The 25,363-nt window shown below is 67.7% G+C and carries 22 protein-coding genes and 2 pseudogenes; 9 read left to right on the top strand and 15 right to left on the bottom strand.

Features of this window, described 5'->3' with window-relative positions; all coding sequences use genetic code 11:
- The 5 genes and pseudogenes from GBZ26_RS10150 to ftsE all read right to left on the bottom strand — a co-directional run.
- Positions 1 to 215 (bottom strand): annotated as a pseudogene (locus tag GBZ26_RS10150) (alpha/beta hydrolase); the annotation flags it as partial.
- Positions 215 to 997: a lysophospholipid acyltransferase family protein gene (locus tag GBZ26_RS10155; protein ID WP_174438739.1), complete on the bottom strand. Its 783-nt coding sequence runs from the start codon at positions 995 to 997 to the stop codon at positions 215 to 217. The pseudogene GBZ26_RS10150 and the gene GBZ26_RS10155, both read right to left, overlap by 1 nt.
- A 13-nt stretch (positions 998 to 1,010) precedes the next feature.
- Complete coding sequence (locus GBZ26_RS10160; RefSeq protein WP_174438740.1) at positions 1,011 to 1,646, bottom strand: YdcF family protein; 636 nt, start codon at positions 1,644 to 1,646, stop codon at positions 1,011 to 1,013.
- 35 nt (positions 1,647 to 1,681) lie between these two features.
- The gene (locus GBZ26_RS10165) at positions 1,682 to 2,584 is read right to left on the bottom strand and encodes a cell division protein FtsX (protein ID WP_174438741.1); all 903 of its coding nucleotides are present in this window, start codon (positions 2,582 to 2,584) and stop codon (positions 1,682 to 1,684) included.
- A 21-nt stretch (positions 2,585 to 2,605) separates the two neighbouring features.
- The gene (gene ftsE, locus GBZ26_RS10170; protein ID WP_109070314.1) at positions 2,606 to 3,286 is read right to left on the bottom strand and encodes a cell division ATP-binding protein FtsE; all 681 of its coding nucleotides are present in this window, start codon (positions 3,284 to 3,286) and stop codon (positions 2,606 to 2,608) included.
- Positions 3,287 to 3,517: 231 nt separating this feature from the next.
- Between ftsE and GBZ26_RS31005 the strand changes: the two are divergent.
- Positions 3,518 to 3,610, top strand: a pseudogene (locus tag GBZ26_RS31005) (zinc-ribbon domain-containing protein); the annotation flags it as partial.
- A 6-nt stretch (positions 3,611 to 3,616) separates the two neighbouring features.
- Positions 3,617 to 4,192 carry a zinc-ribbon domain-containing protein gene (locus GBZ26_RS10175; RefSeq protein WP_425514946.1) on the top strand — a complete coding sequence of 192 codons (576 nt, stop codon included), beginning with the start codon at positions 3,617 to 3,619 and terminating at the stop codon, positions 4,190 to 4,192.
- A 23-nt stretch (positions 4,193 to 4,215) separates the two neighbouring features.
- On the opposite strand, the gene GBZ26_RS10180 is transcribed toward GBZ26_RS10175, so the two are convergent.
- Entirely contained in the window at positions 4,216 to 4,836 is a 621-nt protein-coding gene (locus tag GBZ26_RS10180) for a TetR/AcrR family transcriptional regulator (protein ID WP_014198285.1), read from the bottom strand.
- A gap of 306 nt (positions 4,837 to 5,142) precedes the next feature.
- On the opposite strand from GBZ26_RS10180, the gene GBZ26_RS10185 reads away from it, so the two are divergent.
- From GBZ26_RS10185 to GBZ26_RS10195, 3 genes are all read left to right on the top strand, one after another.
- Positions 5,143 to 6,249, top strand: a complete 1,107-nt coding sequence (locus tag GBZ26_RS10185) for an HlyD family secretion protein (RefSeq protein WP_174438757.1) — start codon at positions 5,143 to 5,145, stop codon at positions 6,247 to 6,249.
- Positions 6,250 to 6,306: 57 nt separating this feature from the next.
- The gene (locus tag GBZ26_RS10190; RefSeq protein WP_246653806.1) at positions 6,307 to 7,992 is read left to right on the top strand and encodes a DHA2 family efflux MFS transporter permease subunit; all 1,686 of its coding nucleotides are present in this window, start codon (positions 6,307 to 6,309) and stop codon (positions 7,990 to 7,992) included.
- Positions 7,993 to 8,125: 133 nt separating this feature from the next.
- Positions 8,126 to 8,650, top strand: a complete 525-nt coding sequence (locus GBZ26_RS10195; RefSeq protein ID WP_174438743.1) for a hypothetical protein — start codon at positions 8,126 to 8,128, stop codon at positions 8,648 to 8,650.
- A gap of 6 nt (positions 8,651 to 8,656) precedes the next feature.
- Here the strand turns inward: GBZ26_RS10195 and GBZ26_RS10200 are convergent, their stop codons facing one another.
- Complete coding sequence (locus GBZ26_RS10200; RefSeq protein WP_174438744.1) at positions 8,657 to 9,040, bottom strand: hypothetical protein; 384 nt, start codon at positions 9,038 to 9,040, stop codon at positions 8,657 to 8,659.
- A gap of 106 nt (positions 9,041 to 9,146) precedes the next feature.
- Positions 9,147 to 11,663 (bottom strand): sensor domain-containing protein, encoded by a 2,517-nt coding sequence (locus GBZ26_RS10205; RefSeq protein WP_174438745.1) that lies wholly within the window; start codon positions 11,661 to 11,663, stop codon positions 9,147 to 9,149.
- A 204-nt stretch (positions 11,664 to 11,867) separates the two neighbouring features.
- Here GBZ26_RS10205 and recO point away from each other — a divergent pair, with 204 nt between their 5' ends.
- The 3 genes from recO to GBZ26_RS10220 all read left to right on the top strand — a co-directional run bounded on the left by recO (position 11,868) and on the right by GBZ26_RS10220 (position 16,456).
- Positions 11,868 to 12,590 (top strand): DNA repair protein RecO, encoded by a 723-nt coding sequence (gene recO, locus GBZ26_RS10210; RefSeq protein WP_174438746.1) that lies wholly within the window; start codon positions 11,868 to 11,870, stop codon positions 12,588 to 12,590.
- A gap of 18 nt (positions 12,591 to 12,608) precedes the next feature.
- A complete protein-coding gene (gene parC / locus GBZ26_RS10215) occupies positions 12,609 to 14,867 on the top strand; it encodes a DNA topoisomerase IV subunit A (protein ID WP_174438747.1) in 2,259 nt (752 codons plus the stop codon).
- Positions 14,868 to 15,358: 491 nt separating this feature from the next.
- On the top strand, positions 15,359 to 16,456 hold the full coding sequence (locus GBZ26_RS10220; protein ID WP_174438748.1) for a TRAP transporter substrate-binding protein: 1,098 nt from the start codon (positions 15,359 to 15,361) through the stop codon (positions 16,454 to 16,456).
- A 114-nt stretch (positions 16,457 to 16,570) separates the two neighbouring features.
- Here the strand turns inward: GBZ26_RS10220 and GBZ26_RS10225 are convergent, their stop codons facing one another.
- The 6 genes from GBZ26_RS10225 to GBZ26_RS10250 form a co-directional block, all read right to left on the bottom strand.
- Positions 16,571 to 18,082 (bottom strand): TRAP transporter large permease, encoded by a 1,512-nt coding sequence (locus GBZ26_RS10225; protein WP_174438749.1) that lies wholly within the window; start codon positions 18,080 to 18,082, stop codon positions 16,571 to 16,573.
- Between the two features lie 20 nt (positions 18,083 to 18,102).
- Positions 18,103 to 18,642: a TRAP transporter small permease subunit gene (locus GBZ26_RS10230; RefSeq protein ID WP_174438750.1), complete on the bottom strand. Its 540-nt coding sequence runs from the start codon at positions 18,640 to 18,642 to the stop codon at positions 18,103 to 18,105.
- 224 nt (positions 18,643 to 18,866) lie between these two features.
- On the bottom strand, positions 18,867 to 19,607 hold the full coding sequence (locus GBZ26_RS10235) for an arginyltransferase (RefSeq protein ID WP_174438751.1): 741 nt from the start codon (positions 19,605 to 19,607) through the stop codon (positions 18,867 to 18,869).
- Positions 19,608 to 19,686: 79 nt separating this feature from the next.
- Positions 19,687 to 20,664: an alpha-E domain-containing protein gene (locus GBZ26_RS10240; protein WP_174438752.1), complete on the bottom strand. Its 978-nt coding sequence runs from the start codon at positions 20,662 to 20,664 to the stop codon at positions 19,687 to 19,689.
- Positions 20,661 to 22,127 (bottom strand): circularly permuted type 2 ATP-grasp protein, encoded by a 1,467-nt coding sequence (locus tag GBZ26_RS10245; protein ID WP_211104683.1) that lies wholly within the window; start codon positions 22,125 to 22,127, stop codon positions 20,661 to 20,663. The genes GBZ26_RS10240 and GBZ26_RS10245 overlap by 4 nt, the downstream gene beginning before the upstream one ends.
- 231 nt (positions 22,128 to 22,358) lie before the next feature.
- Complete coding sequence (locus GBZ26_RS10250) at positions 22,359 to 23,420, bottom strand: flagellar motor protein MotB (RefSeq protein WP_174438754.1); 1,062 nt, start codon at positions 23,418 to 23,420, stop codon at positions 22,359 to 22,361.
- 245 nt (positions 23,421 to 23,665) lie between these two features.
- On the opposite strand from GBZ26_RS10250, the gene GBZ26_RS10255 reads away from it, so the two are divergent.
- Entirely contained in the window at positions 23,666 to 24,145 is a 480-nt protein-coding gene (locus GBZ26_RS10255; protein ID WP_174438755.1) for a flavin reductase family protein, read from the top strand.
- A 12-nt stretch (positions 24,146 to 24,157) separates the two neighbouring features.
- Here the strand turns inward: GBZ26_RS10255 and GBZ26_RS10260 are convergent.
- On the bottom strand, positions 24,158 to 25,363 hold a 1,206-nt coding region (locus tag GBZ26_RS10260), incomplete at its 5' end, for a threonine ammonia-lyase (RefSeq protein WP_174438756.1).

Below are 25,363 nucleotides of genomic sequence, written 5' to 3' on the forward strand. Positions count from 1 at the left end.
CGCAGGCACTCCCCGCGCCCGTCCGCCTCGACCCAGGCGGCGGTTTCCTGGGCCTCCAGCGCGGCGCAGGCCTTGCGGGTGATGGTGACGCCCCCGGTCACCGCGGCGTTGGAGAAGCGTTCCGCGCTCGGCTGCGACTGGGCCTGTGCGGCCGTCGCCATCGGCATCGACAGGGCGAGCCCCGCGAGGATGGCGAAGGCCGCGCCGCGGCGCATCAGGAGGCGGTTTCCGTGACCGGAGCGGCGACCGCGTCCATCGTCTTGGGCCGCACGGTCGCCGGGCCGCCGGCGGCGACGACCAGCCGGTCGGTGGCCTCTTCCAGCCGCTCCTCCAACTCCTTCATGGCCTTGGCCCGGCCCAGGCCGGGCGGGATGGGGGGCAGGAATTCCACGATCACGGTGCCCGGCCGCTTGATGAAGCTGTTGCGTGCCCAATAGAGGCCGGCGTTCAGCGCCATCGGCACGATGGGGATTTTGAGATGGTCGTAGAGCACGCCGACGCCGATCCGGTAGGGGCGGTAGGCGCCAACGGCGACCCGCGTCCCCTGCGGGAAGATCACGATGGGCCGCCCCTCGTCCCGCACCGGGCGGGCGTTCCGGACCATCGAGGCGACGGCGCGGCCCTTGGCGCCGCGGTCGACGGCGATCATCCGGGACTTGGCGGCGTACCAGCCCCAGATGGGAATCCACAGAAGCTCCCGCTTCAGGATGATCGCCGGGTCGTTGACGAGGAAGTGCAGCTTCATCGTCTCCCAGGCCGACTGGTGCTTGGCGGCCAGGAGGAAGGACCCGCTTTTGGGGACGTGCTCGCGCCCGCGCACCTCGTATCGGATGCCGGCGAGCGTGCGCTCCAGCCACGAGACGGTGCCGAAATACCACGTGATCACGCGGATCATGGTTCGCCGCGGCAGCAGCAGCGACCACAGGATGCCGACGCAGACGACGGCCGTCCACACGTAGAAGGCGACGTTGAAGGCGAGGGAGCGCAGGAAGATCATGGCCGGGAACTTGTCAGGATTCGATCAGCTTCTCAAGCGTGTAGCGAAGGCGCGTCACAAGGTATTTGTTGTACTCGGTCATCAGCAGATTCGCCGTGCCCGGCCACAGCCACCAGTCGTTGAGATGCACGTTGGGGGAGGCGACGGGGTGGGGCACCACCTCGACCTCCGGAATCACCATGCGGAACTCCAGGAGGCTGCGCATCATGTGGTAATTGGCGGTGACCAGCCGCATCGAGCCGTAGCCCTGCGCGCGCAGCCAGTCCGCCGTCTCGTAGGCGTTGCCGATCGTGCTGTCCGCCGAATAGCCAAGCGTGATGCAGCATTCCATCTCGCCGGGGAACTGGCGGGAGCGCTTCAGAAGCTCCTGCACCTCCAGCCCCTCGTAGACGCCGGAGACGAACAGCCGGTGTGCCCGCCCGTCGGCCAGCAGCTCCAGCCCGGTGCTCAGCCGCCCGCTGCCGCCGGTCAGCACCACGATGGCGTCGGTGTTGCGGGTGGCCTCGGCGCTGCCGGGCGGCGGCGGGGTGCGGGGGATCGACGCGGCGAACCAGAACAGCCCGCCGAGCCACGCCAGCACGCCCAGCATCGCCAGCAGCAGCAGCCGTCGCAAAGCCCGCAGGACCCGGGCGCGCCGCGAGTGGGCCATCCCTCAGCCTCCGGACGGACGGGTCGGGCGGGCGGTCACGGCATCGACTCCAGCGTGCGCAGCACCGTCCAGCGCGCGGTCAGGGCGGCCAGCAGACAGGCGGCCAGCGGCACGGCGGCCAGCGCGGCGACGGCCCACCAGGGCGAGGTGGCGAGGTCGGGCAGCAGGCTGGCGTGAAGCCCGGCGGCGGCGTGTCCGATCCCGCCCAGCGTGCCGGCGGCCAGCAGCAGACCGGTCATGCCGCCGCGCAGGGTGAGGCCGATGACGTGCGATTCGAACTGCCGCGCCACATAGCGGTCGGTGGCCCCCATCAGGTGCAGCAGTTCCACCACATGGCGGTGGATGGCGAGGCCGGAGCGCACGGCGAAGATCACCGCCATCACGCCCGCCCCGCCGATCAGCGCCACGATGCCCAGCGCCGCCAGATGCATCGCCCCGGCGAAGCGGCGCAGGTCGGCCAGCCACACCGCGTGGTCGTCGAGCGTGGCGCCGGGGGCGGCGGAGGTCAGGCGCGCCGACAGCGCCGCCGTGTCCACCGGCCCGTTGGTCATCACGTCGATCAGCCGCGGCATCGGCAGCAGCGGATCGGCAGCCTCCTTGCCCAGCCACGGCTCCAGAAGACGGCCGACGTCGCCGCTGGACAGGACGCTGGCCGTCGCGATGCCGGGGGTGGCGCGCAGGACGGTCAGCGCGGCCTCCGTCCGCTCATCCAGCGGGGCGGCCTGGGCGCTGTCGGGCAAGGGCATGACCTGCACGGTCAGCCCGCCGGCCAGACCGCTGTCCCAGCGCCGGGTCATGTCGGAGACGAGCAGGGCCCCGGCCAGCGCCAGCGCCGCCAGATAGACCATCAGCGCGGTCAGCCACATCAGGAAGCGCGAGGTCGGGTCCTTGGCCAGCGGCAGGTCGGAGTTGCGGCGGGTCAGCGGCGGCAGGGCCATGCGTGTCTCCTTTCCTCCGCGTCAGGCCCAGCGCGAGGCGTGCGCCGGCAGGACGTGCAAGCGCCCGTTCTCCAGCATCAGGCGCGGGTGCTCGAAGCGGCGGATCAGCGCCTCGTTGTGCGATGCGATGACCACGGTGGTGCCCAGCTTGTGAAGCTCCTCGAACAGGTAGAGGAGGCGCATGCCGATGCCGTCGTCGACGTTGCCGGTCGGCTCGTCGGCCAGCAGCAGGCGCGGGCGGTTGATGACCGCGCGGGCGATGGCGACGCGCTGCTGCTGCCCGCCCGACAGGGTGGAGGGCAGCGAGTTCAGATGGTTGCCCAAGCCCACCCAGCGCAGGATTTCCGTGCAGTGCTCCACCACGTCGGATTCGCGCGCGCCGCCCATGCGCAGCGGCAGCGCCACGTTGTCGAGCGCCGAGAGATGGTCGAGCAGGGCGAAGTCCTGGAACACAACGCCGATCTGGCGGCGCAGCGCCGGCAGGTCGGCGCGCTTGACCCGCGCCATGTCCTTGCCGAACAGGGTGACCAGCCCGCGCGACGGGCGGAGCGCCAGATACATCAGCTTGAGCAGCGACGACTTGCCGGCCCCGCTCGCCCCCGTCATGAAATGGAACGAGCCGGGCGGCAGGGTGAAGCTGATGTCGCGCAGCACCTCCGGTCCGGTGCCATAGCGCAGTCCCACATTCTCGAAACGGATCACGGTCCCACCAAAGGCGCAACGGAAGGCCCCGGCGGCGTCCCGCCGGGTGCGCGGATGGACAATGCACCGGCAGGGGCCGGCGCGTCCACCGCTGTCCGCCCTGCCGTGGCCATCGCCTTGATCGGGACGACCGTGGTTGGGGCCGCACGCGGCGCCCGTGCGTTCCTTGCTTCACACCCCATGACTACCTATAAGGACAGTCTGCAATTTCGGTGACAACGATCGGCATCTATGATCATCACCTGCCCGGCCTGCGACACACGGTACACTCTTGCCGATTCGGCGGTTGGTCCGCAGGGCCGGAAGGTGCGTTGCGCCCAATGCGGCCATATGTGGTGGCAGTCGCCGCAGGATGAAGCCGCCTTTCCTCCCGACGCGGTGACCGAGTTCCATCCGGTCCCGCCGCCGCCCGGCAAAACGTCATCCTCCAAGAAGACGGCGCCCGCCAAGGCTCCGGCGGACCTCCGCGCGCGGCGCCGGGCCCTGGTCGGCTGGGGAAGTTTCCTGGCGGTTCTGCTGGTCATCGGCGCCGCCGGTTATCTCGGCCGCGCCACCGTGGTGCGGCTGTGGCCTCCGGCCGCCCTGTTCTACGAGACGGTCGGCCTGCCGGTGGAGCCGCCGGGCAGCGGCCTTCAGCTTCAGAACGTCCGTTCGGAACAGAAGACCGAGGACGGCAAGGCGGCCCTGCTGGTGGAGGGGCAGATCGTCAACGTTTCCGAGACGATGCGCACGGTGCCGGCCCTGCGGGTCACCGCGCTGGGCGCCGACCGCCAGCCGTTGCGGAACTGGACCGTCGAGCCGGTGCCGCCGCAGATTCTTCCCGGCGAAATCGCCACCTTCCGCGATGTCCAGGCGGACGCCGCCGGGGTGCTGGAGGTCATGATCACCTTCGACGGCGGCCGCTGAGGCGCGCGCCGAGCGCCGGCCCGTTATGGCGCGTAGCCCCGGATGATCAGGGAGACCGCGCCGTCGACGATCCGGGTCAACTGCTCCTCCGTCGGGCGCTCCGACAGGCACAGCATGAAGCGCAGGTGCGTGTGCGACTTGACGAGGCCGACGAACTGCTCCGCCGCCAACTGCGGGTCGGGAATGCGCAGCAGACCGCGGCGGTCGAGGTCGGTCATGAAGGCGCTGATGTGCTCCATGGTGCGGGCAGGGCCGGCCTCGTAGAAGGCGCTCGCCAACTCGGGGAAGCGATGCGCCTCGCCGACCACCACGCGGTAGCCGGCCAGCGCCTGCGGCGACAGGATCAGCGTGACGAAATGGCGGGCGATCAGGCGCAGCCCGTCGGCCATGTCGAGCGCGCGCGCCTCCTCGCAGACGGCGGCCATCGCCTGACCCTTGCATTCGCGGGCGACCATGACGCGGAACAGCTCGTCCTTGCTGCCGAAATGGGCGTAGAGCGTCGCCTTGGACACGTTGGCCGTCTTGGCGATGGCGTCCATGCTGACGGCGCCGTAGCCATGGTCCAGGAACAGCTTTCCGGCGGCCTCCAGGATCTGCGCGGGCTTCGATCCTGCCTCCGGGGTGGGGGCGACCAGCGTGCTCATGCGTTCCTCATGTCCTGAAACCAGGGGGCCTGAAGCCGGGTGTCCTGAAACCGGCCCTGCGTCCTGTTCTACCACGGCGCCGCCGGTGCTTGCGGGGCTTCGTGCGCCGAGTCCCCGCTGCCGTAACGCGTTCCGCATTCAACCACAATCCCAAACGTTAAAACTAGACCGTTCAGTTCACTCTTGACAACAGGTAGGCCCGCGATCATCTTTTCGCAAGACTAAACTGAACGGTTCAGTTCCGGTGAGGTGACGGCAAGCCGGACCATACCGGGCAAAGAATCGAAACGGGTGGGCTGGATTACGATGGTCAAGGCCGTGCGGAAGATCGTTCTGTCGGGTGTGGCGGTGGCGGTGCTGGCCGGTGGCGGCTACGCCGGCTGGGAGTGGTGGACCGAGGGGCGCTTCTTCGAGTCGACCGACAACGCCTATGTCCACAGCGACATCACGGTGGTGAGCCCCAAGGTCTCCGCCTATGTGCGGGACGTCCGGGTGGCGGAGAACCAGCAGGTCGCCGCGGGCGACGTGCTCGCGATTCTCGACGACCAGGATTTCCGCGCCAAGGCCGCGGAGGCGGAGGCCAACGTCGCCGCGCAGAAGGCGGCGCTCGGCACCATCGACAGCAAGCTGCAGCTCCAGAAGGCGATCATCGATCAGGCCGCCGCCTCGGTCGCCAGCGCGGAGGCCGAGCAGCGCCGCGCCCAGCAGGATTTCGACCGGACCCGCGCGCTGGCCAGCGACAGCTGGGCCAGCCGCCAGAAGTTCGAGACGGCGGACGCCGACCTGCGCAAGGCGGTGGCGGAAACCGCCCGCAGCCGCGCCGCGCTGGTCGCGGAACAGGATCAGGTCGGCGTGCTGAACGCCAGCCGCAGCGAGACCGACGCCCGGCTGCGTCAGGCGGAAGCCGCCCTGCAGACCGCGCGCAACGACCTGAACAACACGGTCATCCGCGCCCCGGTGGACGGGGTGGTCGGCAACCGCGGCGTCCAGGTCGGCCAGTACGCGCGTCCGGGCGTGCAGCTTCTCTCGCTGGTGCCGCTGCCCGACGTCTATGTGGTCGCCAACTTCAAGGAGACGCAGCTTGCCCGCATGCGTCCCGGCCAGCCGGTGACGGTGGAGGTGGACGCCTATCCGGACAAGCACCTGCTCGGCCGGGTGGAGAGCTTCGCCCCGGCGTCGGGCTCGCAATTCAGCCTGCTGCCGCCGGAGAACGCGACCGGCAACTTCACCAAGATCGTCCAGCGCGTGCCCGTGCGCATCGCCCTGCCGCGCGACAGCGTGCTGTCCGGCCTGCTGCGCCCCGGCCTGTCCGTGGTGGCCGAGGTCGACACCCGCGGCGCCGAGGAGCAGCCGCACGACGCAGGCACCGTCATGGGCGCGCTGGTTCCCGGCCGGACGGTCGCGTCGAAGTAACCGAGCCCTCCGGCAGCCCCAGCCGTTCCAACCTTTTTCGTCCTGGAGAGGGCGACCATGACCGCCATCACCAACGACGACACCCCCTCCGCCTGCGACGCCAATCCCCCGGCGGACGCGGGCGGCGAGACCGCCGCGTCCCGGCTCCAAACTCCCCCGCCCCCCGCGGGCCGGGGCGCGGCGGCTCCTTCCTCTTCCAGCACCGGGCCGCGCCCGGTGACCACCCGCGACTGGCTGGGCTTCCTGTCCATGGTCGTCGGCATGTTCATGGCGATCCTGGACATCCAGATCGTCTCCAGCTCCCTGTCGGAGATCCAGGCGGGACTCGCGGCCAGCGCCGACGAGATCTCGTGGGTGCAGACCTCCTACCTCATCGCCGAGGTGGTGATGATCCCGCTGTCCGGCATGCTGGCGCGGATTCTCTCCACACGCGTGCTGTTCACCATCGCCGCCGCCGGCTTCACCCTGACCAGCGTCGCCTGCGCCTTCACCTCCAGCATCGAATCGATGATCGTGTGGCGGGCGCTCCAGGGCTTCATCGGCGGCGCGATGATCCCGACCGTCTTCGCCACCAGCTTCTCCCTGTTCCCGCCGGAGAAGCGGGCCGGCGTGTCGGTGATGATCGGGCTGGTCGCCACCATGGCGCCGACGCTGGGGCCGACGCTGGGCGGCTGGCTGACCCAGAGTTTCTCCTGGCACTGGCTGTTCCTGGCCAACGTGCTGCCGGGCATCGCCGTGACCTCGCTGGTCTGGACGCTGGTCGACGTGGACAAGCCCAACCCGGCGCTGCGCAAGGGCTTCGACTTCATCGGGCTGGGGCTGATGGCCGCCTTCCTCGGCAGCCTGGAGTTCGTGGTCGAGGAAGGCCCGCGCCAGGACTGGTTCCAGGACGAGTATGTGGCGATCTTCGCCGTGGTCGCCGCGGTGGCCGCCGTCGGCTTCTTCTGGCGGGTCCTGACCTACGGCAACCCGATCGTCGAGCTGCGCGCCTTCCTGGACCGCAACTTCGCCATCGGCTCGCTCTACAGCTTCATCATCGGCATCGGGCTCTACGGGGCGGTCTATCTGCAGCCGCTGTTCCTGGCGCGGGTGCGCGGGCTGAACAGCTTGCAGATCGGCACGATCATGTTCGTGACCGGCGCCTTCCAGTTCCTGTCCGCCCCGATCGCCGGCGCGCTGTCCAAGAAGCTCGACCTGCGGGTCATGCTGGCGATGGGACTGTGCCTGTTCGGGACGGGCGTCTGGCTGAACGCCCACCTGACCAACCAATCGGGCTTCTGGGAGCTGTTCCTGCCGCAGGCGGTGCGCGGCCTGTCGCTGATGCTGTGCTTCATCCCGGTGAACACCATCGCGCTCGGCACCCTGCCGCCGGAGCAGCTCAAGAACGCGTCGGGCCTCTACAACCTGATGCGCAACCTGGGCGGGGCCATCGGTCTGGCGGCGATCAACACGGTGCTGCTGGAGCGGTCGGCGCTGCACATGAACCGGCTGGGCGACAACCTGAATCTCGCCCGCCCGCTGGTGCAGGAGACGCTGGACGGGCTGGCGAGCAAGTTCGACGGGCTGGTCGCCGACCCGCAGGCCGCCGCCATGAAGACGCTGGCCCGCATGGTCGAGCGGGAGGCGATGGTGCTGACCTTCAACGACTGCCTGCTGCTGATGGCCGGGGTGTTCTTCGCCGGGCTCCTGCTGATGCCGCTGGTGCGGCGTCCCGGCGGCAAGCCGGCGGCGGCGGATCACTGATCGCGGCGTGGCCGTCGGGGATGTGACCGTCCCGGGCGTGGCCGTCCCGGTGCGCCGGTGAAGCGTCCCGGTGACCGGCGCCTGTCTTCGTGCTATAGGGCAGGCCGTCGCGTCGAAGGGTCTTTCCGCCGTCATGAGCAAGCGCCAATACACCCGCGCCGAGGTCAAGGAACTGCTGTCCGCGCTGGAGCGCCAGTGCCGGGAGGCGTCGAAGCTGGCCCAACTGGCCGAGCATGAGGCGAGCAAGCACAGCTTCGGCGCCTACCGCGAATTCCGCGACAAGGTGGGCGAGTTCCAGGCGCTGGTCATCCTGATCGAGCAGCGGTTGCGCAACCTCGTGGACACCCGTTCCGACGACCTGCGCGACCAGTTCGAGCGGCTGGACACGGTGATGCTCGCCCTTCTGGTGCGGGCCAGTATGCGCTTCTTCTTCGTGCTGTCGGCCAACCCGATCCTGCCGATGGGCGCCCGCGAGATCTTCGTCGCGGAACTGCGCAGCCTGCACGACGCCCACGAGAAGCTGAAGCGCCCCACCTACGCCGGCAAGCTCGGCGCGGACCTGGAGCGCGATCTGGAGACCGCCTCCCTGATCCTTGAGGAGATCATCGACAAGGCGCCGAGCCTGCTCAACTTCCGCGGCGGCGGTGGCGGGGCGTAACCGGCTTCAGCGCTGGATCAGCGCGCTTTCCTTGCCGGACAGGACGAACACCTTGGCGTAGCTCTTGAGAAGCGCGTCGATCATGGCATTGACCTTCGGGCTGGACATGGCGCGCGGCTTGGCCGGATCGACGTGGAGGACGCAGCTGTCCTTCACGTCGTTGAAGGCGGCCAGAGCGTGGATGCGGTCGGGCCGGAACTCGTCGGGGAAATTCTCGTCCATCAGCCAGAAGCACTGGAAGTTCCGGCAGGACTGCGGACGCTCCTCATAGACGGTGCAGCCCTTGCCCTGGTCGCAGGACACGCACCATTTGGCCGACGGCTTCTTCAGTTCGGGCACGCCCATCAGCTTGCAGCACAGCGTGCATTCTCCGCAGTTGCGGTCGGCCATAACGCGAGATCCTGATCTGTCCTGATGAAAGAGCGCGGACAGTCGCACAAAGGGCGGTGCTGGGGAAAGTGTCCGTTGGATGGGGGCGGATGGAGGATGCGGAGCCTTACGCAAGGCTGGGAAGGACCAGCGGTTCCTCCGCATCCCGGAGCAGCAGCGCCTCGATGGCGTCGGCGGGGGCCGGGCGGGCGTAGAGGTAGCCCTGCGCGTATTTGCACAGGATGTCGCGCAGGAACTCCGACTCCAATTCGGTCTCCACCCCTTCGGCCACCGCCTCCATGCCCAGGATGGCGGCCAGCGTGGCGATCACCTGCACGATGGCGGCGTTTCCCTCGCCTGACGAGATGGCCTGGACGAAGCTGCGGTCGATCTTCAGCGTGTCCGCCGGGAACTTGTGAAGATAGGACAGCGACGAATAGCCGGTGCCGAAGTCGTCGATGGACAGGCGCACGTCCATGTCGCGGATGCCCTGCATCAGCACCCGGCACTTGGCGGGGTCCTTCATCAGCAGGCTTTCCGTGATCTCCAGCTTCAGGCTCGACGGCGGAACCCCGCTTTCCTGCAGCACGTCGCTGACCAGCCCGATGAGGTCGTCGTCGCTGAACTGGCGCGAGGAGACGTTCACGCTCATGAACAGCGGGGTGGAGCGGGGGAAGCGGGCCTGCCACCGGGCGAGCTGGCGCGCCGCCTCGCGCAGCGCCCAGCGGCCCATCGGGACGATCAGCCCCGACTCCTCGGCCAGCGGGATGAACTCGCCCGGCGGGACCAGCCCGCGCTGCGGGTGCTGCCAGCGCATCAGCGCCTCGAACCCGGCGATGTGTCCCGAGGACAGGGCGACGATCGGCTGGTAGTGAAGGACGAGCTGGTCCTGCTCCAGCGCGGTGCGCAGGTCGGTTTCCGTGCGCATCTGGGCCATGGCCTGACGGCGCAGGTTGCTGTCGAACACGTCGATGCGCGCCCGCCCGCCCGACTTGGCCCGGTACATGGCGAGGCTGGCGTCGCGCAGCATCTCCTCCGCCCGGTCGTAGCCGGAGACGCTGAGAGCGATGCCGATGGAGGCCGACAGCACAAGCTCGTGGCCGTCCAGCGCCAGCGGCCGCGCGACGGCCTCGCCCATGCGCTCCGCCGCGGACAGGGCGTCGCCCACGTCGTCGATGCCGTCCAGCAGAACGGCGAACTCGTCCGCCGACAGGCGGGCCAGCGTGTCGCCCATGCGGCGGGTCTCGTCCAACCGCTCGGCGATGGTCTTCAGCAGCCGGTCGCCGACGCTGGAGCCCAGCGCGTCGTTGATCGACTTGAAGCGGTCGAGATCGATGAAGATGACGGCGAAGGCCTTGCCGCCGGCCCGCCGGTTGCGGTCCAGCGCCTGCCCGATGCGATCCAGCAGCAGGGTGCGGTTGGGCAGCCCGGTCATGCCGTCGTGAAAGGCGTCGAACAGGAGCTGCTGCTCCGCCCGCTTCTGGGCGGTGATGTCGGTCATCGAGCCGGCGATTCGCACCGACCGCCCAGATCCGTCCCGCACGGCGAGGCCGCGGACCAGCATCCACAGCTCGTCCCCGTCGGCGGCGCGGATGCGGAAGACGTGCTGGAGATTCTCCCGCTCGCCGGACAGGTGCAGGTCGAAGGCGGTGCGCAGCCCGGCCAGATCGTCGGGGTGCACGCGGTCGAACCATTCGCCGATGCGGTTGGACAGGCTGTCCGTGGAAAAACCCAGCATGGCCGCCCAGCGCGGGGAGTAGTAGACCTCGTCGGTGTCCAGTCGCCAGTCCCACAGCCCATCGTTGGCTCCGGCGGCGGCCAACGCGTAGCGCTCCTCGCTCTGCAGCAGGCGTTGCTCGGCGGACTTGCGGTCGGTGACGTCAGCCTGGCTGCCGACCAACCGCACCGGGCGGCCCTGGCTGTCCAGCACGGCGATGCCGCGACAGGCCATCCAACGGATGCCGCCGTCGGCGTGGTGCACGCGGTATTCGATCTGGAACACGGTGTTGGCGCCGCCCAGGGCGTCGAGCGCCTCGCGCAACGAACGGCGGTCCTCGGGATGGACGCGCTCCATCCATTCGTCCGGGCTGTTGCCGACGCTGCCTTCCTCCAGCCCGAGAAGCGACAGCCAGCGCGGCGAGTAATAGGCGGTCCCGCCATCGAGATCCCAATCCCACAACCCATCATTGCTGGCCGCGGCGGCGAGCGCGTAGCGTTCCTCGCTCTTGCGCAGCTGGCGTTCGGCGTGCTTGCGGTCGGTGATGTCGGCGACCGACCCGACGAGGCGTATCGGGTCGCCCGATTCGTCGGGCACCGCCATGCCGCGGCAGACCAACCAACGCCAGTTGGCGTCGCTGTCCTCCGGCGGTAAGCCGGCTCCGATGCGGCGGACGCGGTGTTCGATCTGGAAAGGCAGCGAGACTCCGACCATCTGGCCTTCGAAGGAGGCGTAAAGCCAGTCGATGTCTTCAGGATGGACGCGGTCGAGCCAGTCTTCCGGGCGATTGATCTCGCCCGGCGGCAGGCCGAGAAACTCCTTGAAGCGGGGAGACAGGAACATCGTATCGTTGCGAAGGTCCCAGTCCCAGACGCCCTCGGAGCCGGCTTTCTCGGCCAGCAGATATCGCTCGATCGTGCTGCTCAAAGCCCCCTCACCGCCGCGGTGCGCCCGCATTCCGTCATTCGCAACATAGTGCCCGAATGGTGAATGAGAAATGAAGCCCCGTTGCGAAGGATTTGCGCCATGCTGGCGGAAAAATCGTGCGATCCCGTTTCGCGGGCGCCCCGCGGCCGGACCGTGCGCCGTAAGCGAGTCAGTCGTGGCCCGTCAACGCAAGGGAGCAGATCTATGGAATGGTCCGATCAGGGGGTCGTGCTGTCGGCGCGGTCGCATGGCGAGACCTCTGCGGTCGTCACCCTGCTGACGCGGGACCATGGGCGGCACGCCGGCATGGTCATGGGAGGGCGGTCCAGCCGCACGCGGGCGGCGCTGGAGCCGGGCACGCTGGTGTCGGCGCGCTGGCGCGGGCGCCTGCCGGAGCATCTGGGCAACCTGACGCTGGAGGTGGTGCAGGGCTACTCCGCCGCCTTCCTGGACGACCCCTTGCGACTCGCGACCTTGACCGCCGCCTGCGCATTGGCCGAGGCCGCCCTGCCGGAACACCAACCGCACCCGGCGCTGTTCGACGGGCTGTTGGCTCTGTTCGGCCTGCTGGGAGGCGACGCTTGGGCCGAGTCCTACGTGCGGTGGGAGGTCGGGCTGCTCGCCGAACTCGGATTCGGGCTTGATCTCGACCGTTGCGCGGTCACCGGGGCCAACGATTACCTTGCCTATGTCAGCCCGCGCACCGGGCGCGCGGTGTCGGCCTCGGCCGGGGAACCCTACCGCGACCGGCTGCTGCCGTTGCCCGGATTCCTGATCGGGCTGGGCGGCGGCGGGCCGCAGGCGGTGGTGGAGGGGCTGCGCCTGACCGGCCATTTCCTGGAGCGTCATCTGCTGAACGGCCCGCTGCCGCCGGCACGGCTGCGATTAAGAGAACGTTACGAGAACATTGTGGCGCGCGGCCGCTAGATTTGGTATCCACGCGCCATGACGTCCCAAGACCCCGTCCTCGACATCCAGGAGAAGCCGCTCCGCGACGCGCTGAGCGAGCGGTATCTGAGCTACGCGCTGTCCACCATCATGGCGCGGTCGCTGCCCGACGTGCGCGATGGGCTGAAGCCGGTGCACCGGCGGCTGCTCTACGCCATGAGCCAGCTGCGGCTCGACCCCTCGACGCCGCCGAAGAAGTCGGCCCGCGTGGTCGGCGACGTGATCGGCAAGTTCCACCCGCACGGCGACACCTCCGTCTACGACGCGCTGGTCCGTCTGGCGCAGGACTTCGCGGTGCGCTACCCGCTGGTGGACGGGCAGGGGAACTTCGGCAACATCGACGGCGACAACGCCGCGGCCATGCGCTACACCGAGGCGCGCCTGACCGACGTCGCCAAGGCCCTGCTGGAAGGCATCGACGAGGACGCGGTCGATTTCCGCCCGACCTACGACGGCGACGGCGACGAGCCGGCGGTCCTGCCCGCCAACTTCCCCAATCTGCTGGCCAACGGCTCCAGCGGCATCGCGGTCGGCATGGCGACCAACATCCCGCCGCACAACGCCGCCCAGCTCTGCTCCGCCCTGCGGCTGGTGCTGAAGCACAAGCAGGACTGCGTCAAGGCGGCGCTGGCCGGCAAGGAGAAGCCGGCCCCGACGAAGATCGAGGATCTGGTCACCCTGATCTCCGGCCCGGACTTCCCGACCGGCGGCGTGCTGGTCGAGCCGCGGGCCAACGTGGTCGAGGCCTACCGCACCGGCCGCGGCTCCTTCCGCCTGCGCGCCAAGTGGGAGGTGGAGAAGCTGGGGCAGGGCACTTGGCAGGTCGTCGTCACCGAGATGCCCTATCAGGTGCAGAAGGCCCGGCTGGTCGAGAAGATCGCCGAGCTTCTGACCAACCGCAAGCTGCTGCTGCTGGAGGATGTGCGCGACGAGTCGGCGGAGGACGTGCGCCTCGTCCTGGTGCCGAAGAGCCGCAACGTCGACCCCGAAGTCCTGATGGCCTCGCTGTTCCAGACGACCGATCTGGAAATCCGCTTCGCCATGAACATGAACGTGCTGGACAAGGACAACGTCCCGCGCGTCATGAACCTGTTCGAGGTGCTGGACGCCTTCCTCGACCACCGGATGGAGGTGCTGGAGCGGCGGTCCCGCCATCGGCTGGCCAAGATCGACCACCGGCTGGAGGTTCTGGGCGGCTACCTGATCGCCTATCTGAACCTGGACGAGGTGATCCGCATCATCCGCGAGGAGGACGAGCCCAAGCAGGCGCTGATGCGCGCCTTCTCCCTGACCGAGGTGCAGGCCGAGGCCATCCTCAACATGCGCCTGCGCAACCTGCGCAAGCTGGAGGAGATGGAGATTCAGCGCGAGAACGACGCGCTGACCGCCGAGAGGTCCGGCCTGACCGAGCTGCTGTCGGACGAGAGCCTGCGCTGGAAGACCATCGGCAAGGAGACGGAAGAGACGCGCAAGCGCTTCGGTGAGGACCGCCGGACTCAGGTCGCCGAGGCCACGGCCGTCATCGACATCCCCGTCGACGCCATGGTGGAGCGCGAGCCGCTGACCGTGCTGTGCTCGCAGAAGGGCTGGATTCGCGCGGTGCGCGGCCACCTGACCGACGCCGAGCGCCTCGACGTGAAGTACAAGGAGGGTGACAAGGAAGGCTTCTCGGTCCATTGCGAGACCACCGACAAGCTCCTCGTCTTCGGAACCAACGGCAAATTCTACACGCTGTCCGCCGACAAGTTGCCGCGTGGGCGCGGCTTCGGCGAGCCGGTGCGGCTGATGATCGACCTCGGCAACGACGCGGACATCATCACCCTGTTCAAGCACCAGCCCGACCGCCGCCTGCTGGTCGCGTCGGAGGACGGGCGCGGCTTCCAGGTCGAGGAGAACGAGGTCGTCGCTCAGACCCGGTCCGGCAAGCAGATCCTCAACCCCGACGACAACAAGGACGCCAAGATCTGCATCCCGGCGGAGGGCGACCATGTCGCCGTCATCGGCAACAACCGCCTGCTGCTGGTCTTCCCGCTGGAGCAGGTGCCGGTGATGGCCCGCGGCAAGGGCGTGCAGCTCCAGAAATACAAAGACGGCAGCCTGTCCGACCTCAAGGTCTTCGCCATCGCCGATGGGCTGAGCTGGAAGCACGGCGAGCGGCAGTTCAACGTCACCAACCTGACCGGCTGGCTGGGCAACCGCGCCGGCGTGGGCAAGATGCCCCCCAACGGCTTTCCCAAGGTCAATCGTTTCACTTGATCGGGCGCTTCGCCCGATCCGTCGGATTGGCGAGCCTATACACCTAACGTTGCGCGCAAACGGGGGGCTTTCGGCTCCCCGTTTCACTTTTGGCCGAATTTCCGACGGATAGTTCCCGAATTGGTAGGGTTCAGCCATGCTTGGGCTTGAACTCTGACCCGCGATTCCGGCATAGTGGTCCTATCAAAACGAACTCGGTGCCGCCGACCGAAGTGGTGCCTCAAATGAGGCGTCAAGGGTTGGAGGAACACCGGGCGACAGGGAGGCACGCGCATGGTCACCACGAATCCGTGTGAAGGCACAGCGATGGCACGGGGGCCCGCCGGCCCCGGCAGTCCCGGTCCGTGACCCGCACGGTGACGTCGATCCGGCGTTGCCAGACAACTTCCTCAAAAACAACAGCCTTTCGGTTCGCACGCCGCGCTCCCCTTGCGGGGGCCGGAACGGCGGTGTGCGCCCATGCCGGGACGAGAGGACCCAAGGAGACCGCCATGAAACGCCGTACCTTCATCACCAGCGCCGGTGTCGGTGTCGCCGCCAGCACGTTGGCCGCGCCCGCCATCGCGCAGAGCAACCCCGAGATCAAGTGGCGCTGCGCGTCGAGCTTTCCCAAGAGCCTGGACACCATCTACGGCGGCGCCGAGCGGGTGGCCAAGCGCGTTGCCGAAATGACCGAGGGCAAGTTCCAGATCCGTACCTTTGCCGGCGGCGAGATCGTCCCGGGCCTGCAGGTGCTGGACGCCGTGAAGGATGGCACCGTGGAGTGCGGCCACACCGTCTCCTACTATTATGTCGGCAAGGACCCGACCTTCGCCTTCGACGCGGCGATGCCCTTCGGCCTGAACGCGCGCCAGCAGAACGCCTGGATGACCCATGGCGGCGGCATGGAGCTGATGCGCGAGTTCTTCAAGGGCTACAACATCATCCAGTTCGCGGCGGGCAACACCGGCACCCAGATGGGCGGCTGGTTCCGCAACGAGTTGAAATCCGTCGAGGACTTGAAGGGCCTGAAGTTCCGGATCGGCGGCTACGCCGGCACCATCCTGCAACGCTTGGGCGTCGTCCCGCAGCAGATCGCCGGCGGCGACATCTACCCGGCGCTGGAGAAGGGCACCATCGACGCGGCGGAGTGGGTCGGCCCCTACGACGACGAGAAGCTCGGCTTCAACAAGGTCGCCAAATACTACTACTATCCCGGCTGGTGGGAAGGCGGCCCGCAGGTCTCCTTCCTCGTCAACCTGCCGCAGTGGGAGCAGCTTCCCAAGCATTATCAGTCGGTTCTGGAGGCCGCCTGCGCCGACGCGACCGCCGACATGGTCGGCAAGTACGACGTGGTGAACATGCACGCGCTGAAGCGTCTGGTCGGCGCCGGCACGGTGCTGAAGCCCTACCCGCGCGACATCCTCCAGGCCTGCTATCAGGCGACCTTCGACGTCTACGAGGAGGAGGCTGCCAGGAACGAGAAGTTCCGCAAGGTCTACGAGCCGTGGCGCAAGTTCCGTGACGAGGAATATTTGTGGTTCCGCGTCGCCGAAAACACCTTCGACAACTTCGTCTACTCCGCCCCGACACCGAAAAAGAAGTCCTAACAAAGTCGGACACGAAAAAGCCCCGCGGAAGCGGGGCTTTTTTGTTGCCGATGATCCGGCTGTTTTCCACTCCCCGGACCTCTCCCGTGGAGTGGGAGAGGTGGGAAGGGCCGGCTACTTGCCCTGCAACTGCCGCATGAGGTCGGCGTTGGGGTCCTCGGCGGGCTGTTCCGGCGCGCCGAAGGGCGGTGGCGGCTCGCCCGAATCGAAGGCCGGGATTTCGATCTTCACGTCGTCCAGATTGATCGGCTCGCCGCGGTCCAGGCCGGAGAAGACCATCTCCGGGAACATGATGACCAGCGCCACCATGATCAGCTGGATGCAGACGAACGGCACGGCACCCCAGTAGATCTGGCCGGTGGTGATCTTCTTGATGATCTTCCCGGTGATTTTGTCCTTGTAATCCTCCCGTGGAGCGACGCTTCGCAGGAAGAACAGGGCGAAACCGAAGGGCGGATGCATGAAGGAGGTTTGCATGTTGACGCCCAGCAGGACGCCGAACCAGATCAGGTCGATGCCCAGCTTCTCTGCGACCGGGGCGAGCAGCGGCACGATGATGAAGGCCAGCTCGAAGAAGTCGAGGAAGAAGGCGAGCAGGAAGACCATGATGTTGACGACGATCAGGAAGCCCAGTTCGCCGCCCGGCAGGCTGGTCAGCAGATGCTCCACCCACAGGTCGCCGTTCACGGCGCGGAACACCAGGCCGAAGACCGTCGAGCCGATCAGGATGAAGATGACGAAGGAGGACAGCTTCGCCGTCGTGTCCATCGCCTGACGCATCAGCGACCAGCTCAGCTGCCGCTTCATGAGCGCCAGGATCATGGCGCCCGCAGCGCCCATGGCGCCGCCCTCCGTCGGCGTCGCGATGCCGAGGAAGATGGTGCCCAGCACCAGGAAGATCAGCACCAGCGGCGGCACCAGCGAGGTCAGCACGCGCAGCAGCAGTTTGGCGCCGCGCAGGCTCCGCGCCTCCGGCGGTAGCGCCGGGGCGAACTCGGGCCGGACAATGGTGGTGACCAGGATGTAGCCGGCGTAGAGGCCGGTCAGCACCAGGCCGGGGACCAGGGCGCCGGCGTACATGTCGCCGACCGAACGGCCGAGCTGGTCGGCCAGGATGATCAGCACCAGCGACGGCGGGATGATCTGCGCCAGCGTGCCCGACGCCGCGATGACGCCGGTGGCGATCCGCCGGTCATAGCCATAGCGCAGCATGATCGGCAGCGAGATCAGGCCCATCGAGATCACCGACGCGGCGACCACGCCGGTCGTCGCGGCGAGCAGCGCGCCGACGAAGATCACCGCATAGGCCAAGCCGCCGCGCATCGGGCCGAAGAGCTGTCCGATCGTGTCGAGCAGGTCTTCGGCCATGCCGGATCGTTCGAGGATCAGCCCCATGAAGGTGAAGAAGGGAATGGCCAGCAGCGTGTCGTTGCGCATGATGCCGAAGACGCGCTCCGGCAGCGCCTGGAACAGGGCCGGGGTCAGCAGACCCAGCTCGATGCCGATCAGACCGAAGAGGAGGCCGTTCGCGGCGAGCGCGAAGGCGACCGGGAAACCCATCAAAAGGAAAAAAACAAGCGCCGCGAACATCAGCGGCGCCATGTTTTCAACGAGGAAGGCGGCCATCGTGTGTGGTCCCCGGTCTCTTAGGAGTGGCTGTGCATCTTCTCGCCGGGCTCATCGATGAGTCCGGCCAGGAAGGCGATGCGCTTGATCAGCTCGGACACCGCCTGCATGGTCAGCAGGAAGAAACCGGCGGGAACCAGGATCTTGGCCGGCCAGCGGATCAGGCCGCCGGCGTCGCTCGACATCTCCTTGGTGATGAAGCTGTCCCAGAACATCGGCCAGGAGAGCCACATGATCAGGATGGCCATCGGGAACAGGAAGACGACGATCCCGAAGATGTCCACCATGCATTGGACGCGCCTTGAGAAGCGGCCCAGCACGATGTCGATGCGGATGTGTTCGTTGCGCAGGAACGTGTAGCCCGAGCACAACAGGAAAATTGCGGAGAACAGGTACCATTGCAGCTCAAGCCAGGCGTTGGAGCTGTAATGGAGGCTGTAGCGGATGACCGCGTTGCCGGCGCTGACGACCACGGCGACCAGCACCAGCCAATAAACGAGCTTGCCGATGCCGTTGTTGACAGCATCGATCAGCCCGCTGATTCGGAGCAGGAACCTCAACGGAGAGCCTCCCTGTTGGTTTGGAACGGGTGTATCCCCGTCCGTTCCTTTTGTTGCCCTGTGAACGGAGGCGCCGGGCGCCTGTTCAATCTTTTATGGTAACACCATGGGGTGTTTGCTGCGGCAATATTCCGCAGGAGGCCCCGGCAGCGCAAGAGCTTGAAAGCCTTTATACGTGATTGCCCCAATAGTCTCCGACCACCGGCATTCCGGCGGCCGATCGGTCAGTCTTCCGGATCGTTCGGCAAGCGGAACCAGCCGTCGCGGCCCAGCGCCTCCAGGGGACGGAACTTCGCCTTGTAGGCCATCTTGCGGCTCTGGGCGATCCAATAGCCGAGATAGACGTAGGGCAACCCCTCCGCCTGGGCGCGCTCCAGCAGGCCGAGGATCATGAAGCTGCCCAGGCTGCGGCGGTCCTGGCGGGGGTCGTAGAAGCTGTAGACGGCGGAATAGCCGTCGGTCAGCCGGTCGGTCAGCATGCAGCCGACCAGCCGTCCGTCCGCGTCGCGGGCTTCGAACAGGCTGGTATCGGCGCGGCCCTCGTCGATCATGGCGGCGAAATCCGCCATGGCCATGCGCGCCATGTCGGATTCGCCGTGGCGGGAATTCTGGTAGAGCGAGAACAGCCGGTACTGCTCCGTCGTGGCGGCGGCCGGCGCCTCGGCCAGGGTCAGGTCGCCGTTGGCCCGGCGGACGCGCTTCTGCGACCGGGTGGGCGCGAAGGAGGCGACCGGGATGCGGACCGGGACGCAGGCCTGGCAGTTCGGGCAGACCGGCCGGTAGACGATGTCGTGGCTGCGCCGGAAGCCGGCGCGCGACAAGGTGGAATTGACCTCCGCCGAATAGGGACCCAACAGCCGGGTGAACAGCTTGCGCTCCACCCGTCCCGGCAGATAAGGGCAGGGCATCGGCCCGGACCGGAAGAACTGCTGGAGCGGGCGGAGTTGCGGCTGGATGACCGACATCGGGCTGGCTGACTTCTGAATCACCGGCCCGTGGGTCGGCTGTTGGGGTTCGGCGGCTGGAGAGTGTGCTGAACAAAGACTACTGGGACTGGCTCTGGGTCATGGCAACGGTGTCCTGGCCGAAAAAGGCGCGTCCGATCTCGGTGGTGATCCCGCAGAGCTGGGCCTGCACGCCGTCCAGATACTCGTGCAGGCCGAGCTGGATCACCTCTTCGATCGGGCGGGCCAGAAGCGCGCCGAGCAACTCGTCCACCTTCTCCATCGCGTCACTGCCGTTGCGCAGGGTGTAACGGGATTTCAGGCGGGTCAAGAGGCCGTCGATCTGTCGCACACACATCACAACGGAGCGCGGGAATCCCTCGTTGAACATCATGAAGCCGGCGACCGTGGTCGGCGACATGCCGCGCGGGTAGACGCGCCGGAAGGCGTGGTACCCGGCGGCGGAGCGCAGCACCGTCGTCCACTGGCTCATGTCCAGCGTGGAGCCGACCGCCACGGGGGAGGGCAGCAGGGTGTGGTACTTGATGTCGAGCAGGCGGGTGGTCTGGTCCGCCCGCTCGATGTATTTGCCGAGCTGGTAGAAGTACCAGCCCTGGTCGCGGTAGAAGGTGCCTTCGGTGATGCCGGTGTGGGTCTGGCACTCCTCCTTGATCCAGGTGCAGACCTTGGACAGGTTGGGCAGGGCCACGTCCTTGCCGTTCATCTCCACCAGCTTGTTGTGGAACACGTTGATCTGCGTCCACATCTCGGTGGAGATCCAGGGGCGCAGGACGCGGGCGTTCTCCCGCGCCATGCGCAGCATGGACACCAGCGAGTTCGTGTTCTGGGTGTCGAACATGTAGTAATGGACCACCGCCTCCGCCGTAGGGCGGTCGTGGCGGCTGAAGAAGTCCTTCTCGTCGGCGTTGAGCTGGACGATGGAGAACCAGTTGGTCATCCCCCGCGTGTCGCGCGCGAAGGTTTCATGCACGTCCAGGATTCGGGCGAGATTTTCGGCGCGCTCCATGTAGCGCGCCATCCAGAAAATGCATTCGGCGTAACGGGCCAGCAGATTCACGACGCGCTCCCTTCCTGTGCCCCATCCTGGAGACCCCCGTCCTGGAGAACCCAGGTGTCCTTGGACCCGCCGCCCTGCGACGAGTTGACGATCAGCGTGCCCTTCTTCAGCGCCACGCGGGTCAGGCCGCCGGGCAGCACCCAGGTGTTCTTGCCGGTGATGGCGAAGGGGCGCAGATCGACGTGGCGGGGATCGATGCCGTCGTCGGTCACGGTGGGGCAGACCGAGAGATCGACCACCGGCTGGCTGATGTAGTTGGACGGGTCGGCCAGCAGCTTGGCCCGGCAATCCGCCAACTCCTCCTTGCTGGCGCGCGGGCCGATGGTGATGCCGTAGCCGCCGGCCTCGCCGACCGGCTTCACAACCAGCTTCTCCAGATTGTCCAGCGTGTACCGCAGCGCGTCGGCCTCGCGGCAGATGCGCGTGTCCACGTTGGGGATGATCGCCTCCTGGTCCAGGTAGTATTTGATCATCCGCGGGACGTAGCAGTAGATCGCCTTGTCGTCCGCCACGCCGGTGCCGATGGCGTTGGCCAGCGCCACGTTGCCCTTGCGGTAGGCCTCCAGGATGCCCGGCACGCCCAGCATGCTGTCCGGGTTGAAGGCCTTGGGGTCGAGGAAGGCGTCGTCGATGCGGCGGTAGATCGAATCGACGCGCGCCAGACCGTTGGTGGTCTTCATGTAGACGCGGTCGTTCTCCACCACCAGATCGCGGCCCTCGACCAGCGGCACGCCCATCTCGCGCGCCAGGAAGATGTGCTCGAAATAGGCGGAGTTGTAGGAGCCGGGCGACAGCAGCACGACCTGCGGGTCGGCCACGTCCTGCGGCGCGATCTCCATCATCGCGTCGAGCAGTTTGTGGCCGTAGTTGTCCACCGGTCGGATGCCGATGTCCTGCATCAGGTCGGGGAACACGCGCTGCATCATGTGGCGGTTCTCGACCACGTAGGAGACGCCGGACGGCACGCGCCCATTGTCCTCCAGCACGCGGAACGTCCCCTCGCGGTCGCGGACCAGATCCGTGCCCATGATGTGGATGTAGGTGTCGAACGGCACGTCCAGCCCGACCATCTGCGGCCGGAAGCATCCGTTGCCCAGCACGAGGTCGGCGGGGATCACCCCGTCCTTCAGGATCTTCTGGTCGTGGTAGATGTCGTGGAGGAACAGGTTCAGCGCCGTCACGCGCTGGGTGATTCCCGCTTCCAGATGCGCCCATTCCTTGGCCGAGATGACCCGGGGAATGATGTCGAAGGGAAGAATCCGGTCCACCGCGTCCTTGTTCGAGTAAACGAGGAAGGTGATGCCCAGATTGTACAGTTCACGTTCGGCGTCCTGCGACCGCCTCAACAAATCCCCGAAGTTCAGACCGGCCAGTCTCTGCCGGATCAGCGCCGAGTGCTCGGCTGGATAATCACGGCCTCCGAACAATTCGTCGTAGTAAAGGCCGGGATCATAGTTCGTCAAAAGGTCATTCGCCTTGCCTTCGGGTACGCTCACAGACTCCCCCGCAGCTAACGCCCTTGATTGACCGCTGCCGTCTGGCAATGGTGTCTGACGCGAAGTATGAACCATCGCTTCGCCATTTGAACAGGGCAAACATTCCCCGCGTTGTGCGGCGCATCGACAAATCAAGAAGGGGTACGTTCAAAGGCAAGGAACTAACGCCTTGGTACCAGCGTCGCTTCGGCTTTGGTATCAGTTCGTCGCGGCGGGCGGGGCTGCGGTCTTGCTTTCGCGCAGCAGCACCATGCTGATGCGGCGGTTGCGCGGGCTGCCCGGCTGGTCGGGGACCAGCAGGTCTCGGTCCGCGCGGCCGATCACGTCCTGGACGCGTTCCTCCGGGATGCCGCCGGCGATCAGGGCGCGGCGCGTGGCGTTGGCGCGTTCGGTGGAAAGGTCCCAGTTGTCGCGCCCGGCCCCGGAGGTGAAGGGGATGCCGTCGGTGTGGCCGCTGATCGACAGCTTGTTGGGCAGCTTGGCGAGCGCCTTGGCCACCTGCATGACGAGTTGACGGGTCTGCGGGTACATCTGGCCGGACCCGCCGGGGAACATCGAGACGCGGTCCTGGTCGACGATCTGGATTCGCAGGCCCTCGGGTGTCTGGTCGATCATCAGGTTCTGGGCCAGCGGCTCCAGCTCCGGCACGGACTGGATGGCCTGACGGATCTCGGTGGCGGCCTGCTGGAACTGGCGGGCCTCCTTCTGGGCGTCCTGCAGCTTCTCGCCGCCCTCCTTCACCCGCTCCGCGAAGTCGGACAGCCGTTCGCCCGGCTTCTGGCCGGGGATGCCGAGCTGCTTGGCCTGCTCCTCCAGCCGCTTCTGGTAGTCGAGCCGCGACTCGTTGGACTTCTGCTCGGCGGTCGAGGCGGGCGGCGGCGGGGCCGCGTCGGTCGGATCGTTCGCCTCGTCGTCCTCCTGGGTCGAATGGCCGGGCGGACCGGAGACCGGAACGTCGGCGGACATGGGGGACGAGGGAGATATCTGGGCGCCCGGCGCGGTGATGGTGCGCCCGCCCAGCATGCCGCCGGACCCGGAGCTTTCACGGCTGACCGACGTCGGCGAGAAATAGTCCGCGATGCCCTTGCGCTGATCCGACGTGGTGACGTTGAGCAGCCACAGCAGCAGGAAGAAGGCCATCATCGCCGTCACGAAGTCGGCATAGGCGACTTTCCACGCGCCGCCATGATGGCCGCCGTGGCCACCCTTCTTCTTCTTGATGATGATCGGCCGTTCGCCGCCGGACGGGTTCGCTGACATGAAGCCTTGGCTGAATGGGGCCTTGAGGTCGGGAATTCGCGGCCAGTGCGGACGCCCGAAGGGTGAGCCATCATCCTTAAGATCCATTTAATGCGGTGAATGGCGGCTTCCGGCCAACGCGGCAGGCGGCCGCTTCCGGACGGTCCCGGGCAGATGCGGCTTGCACCGAGGGTCCGGCTGGGATAATCCCGCTGTTTCGCCGCCGCACCCCCGCCCCAATAACCGACGAGCCCACACAGGCCGCCATGACCATCGACTCTCGGGCCTTCCGCAATGCCCTCGGATGCTTCGCCACCGGCATCGCCGTGGTCACCACCGTCGCCCCGGACGGCGAGCCGATCGGCGTGACCGTGAACTCCTTCTCGTCGGTGTCGCTCGACCCGCCGCTGGTGCAGTTCTGCCTGGGCCGGGCGGCCATGTCCTTCGAAGCCTTCACCACCGCGCCGTCCTTCGCGGTGAACATCCTGGCCGAAGAGCAGGCGGAGCTGTCCAACCGCTTCTCCCGCCGCGACCTCCAGGAGCGCTGGGAGGGGGTGGGGGTCGAGCGCTGGGACAGCGGCGTGCCGATCCTCACCGGCTGCCTTGCCACCCTGGAGTGCGACCGGGAGCATGTCTATGACGGCGGCGACCACGTCATCATCGTGGGCCGCGTGCGCCGCCTGTCGGGCAGCGAGGACGGGAAGCCGCTGCTCTACTTCCGCGGCGCCTATTCGCAGCTTCCCTGAGCGGGTCCCGGCTCAGGAGATGTCGGTCATCAGCTCCGTCGGAAAGCCCGCCTCCTCCATGTGGGCGACGAGGCGCTGGACGTGGCTGCGCCCGCGGGTTTCCAACACCACGTCGATCTCGGCCATGCGCACCGGCACGTCGTGGAACAGGCGCTGGTGGTGCACCTCGACGATGTTGGCCCCGGCCTCGCCGAGCAGGCGGGCGACCCGGGCGAGCGCGCCGGGGGCGTCGGTGATGCCGATGCGCAGCCGCACCATGCGCCCCTCGTAGACCAGCCCGCGCGTCAGCACCTGCGCCAGGATGCGCGCGTCGATGTTGCCGCCGGACACGACGATGCCCACCCGCTTGCCGCGGAAGCGCTCCGGATCGTCGAGAACCGCGGCCAGCCCCGCCGCCCCGGCCCCCTCGGCGACCAGCTTCTGCACGGTGGCGAGGCGGTAGACGGCCTCCTCCAGCCGCGGCTCGCCGACCTCCAGCACGGCGTCCACGTACCGGCGGACCAGCGGCAGGGTGACGGCGCCGGGGGCCTTGACCGCGATGCCGTCGGCGATGGTGGCGCCGCCGCAGGTGATGGGCTGCCCGGCCAGCGCCTGGCGCATCGACGGGAACATGGCGCACTCCACGCCGACCACCGTGATGTCCGCCTTCAGCGCCTTGGCCGCCACCGCCATGCCGCCGATCAGCCCGCCGCCGCCCACCGGCACCACCAGCACTTCCAGGTCCGGCGCGGCGTCGAGCAGCTCCAGGGCGGCGGTGCCCTGGCCGGCGGCGATCAGCGGGTCGTCGTAGGGATGCACGAAGGTCAGCCCCTCGCGCGCCGCCAGCTCCTGCGCGTAGGCCGCCGCGTCGCTCAGCGTCTCGCCGTGCAGTTCGACCCGCGCGCCGAGGCTTTCCGTGCGCTCCACCTTGGTGAAGGGGGTGAAGGAGGGCATCACGATGACCGAGCGGATGCCCAGCCGCGTGGCGTGGCAGGCCACCGCCTGGGCGTGGTTGCCCGCCGACATGGCGATCACCCCGGCCTGCCGCTCCGCCTCGCCCAAGGACAGCAGCTTGTTGAGCGCCCCGCGTTCCTTGAAGGAACCGGTAAGGTGCTGGTTCTCCAGCTTCAGGACCGCCGAGCAGCCGGTGATCTCGGACAGGCGGGGCGAGTCCTCGGTGGGGGTGACGGGGAGGTGGCTGCCGATCCGCGCGGCGGCGGCGCGCACGTCGTCCAGGGT

It is taken from the genome of Azospirillum formosense (assembly GCF_013340925.1).
Taxonomy (GTDB): Bacteria; Pseudomonadota; Alphaproteobacteria; order Azospirillales; family Azospirillaceae; genus Azospirillum; species Azospirillum formosense.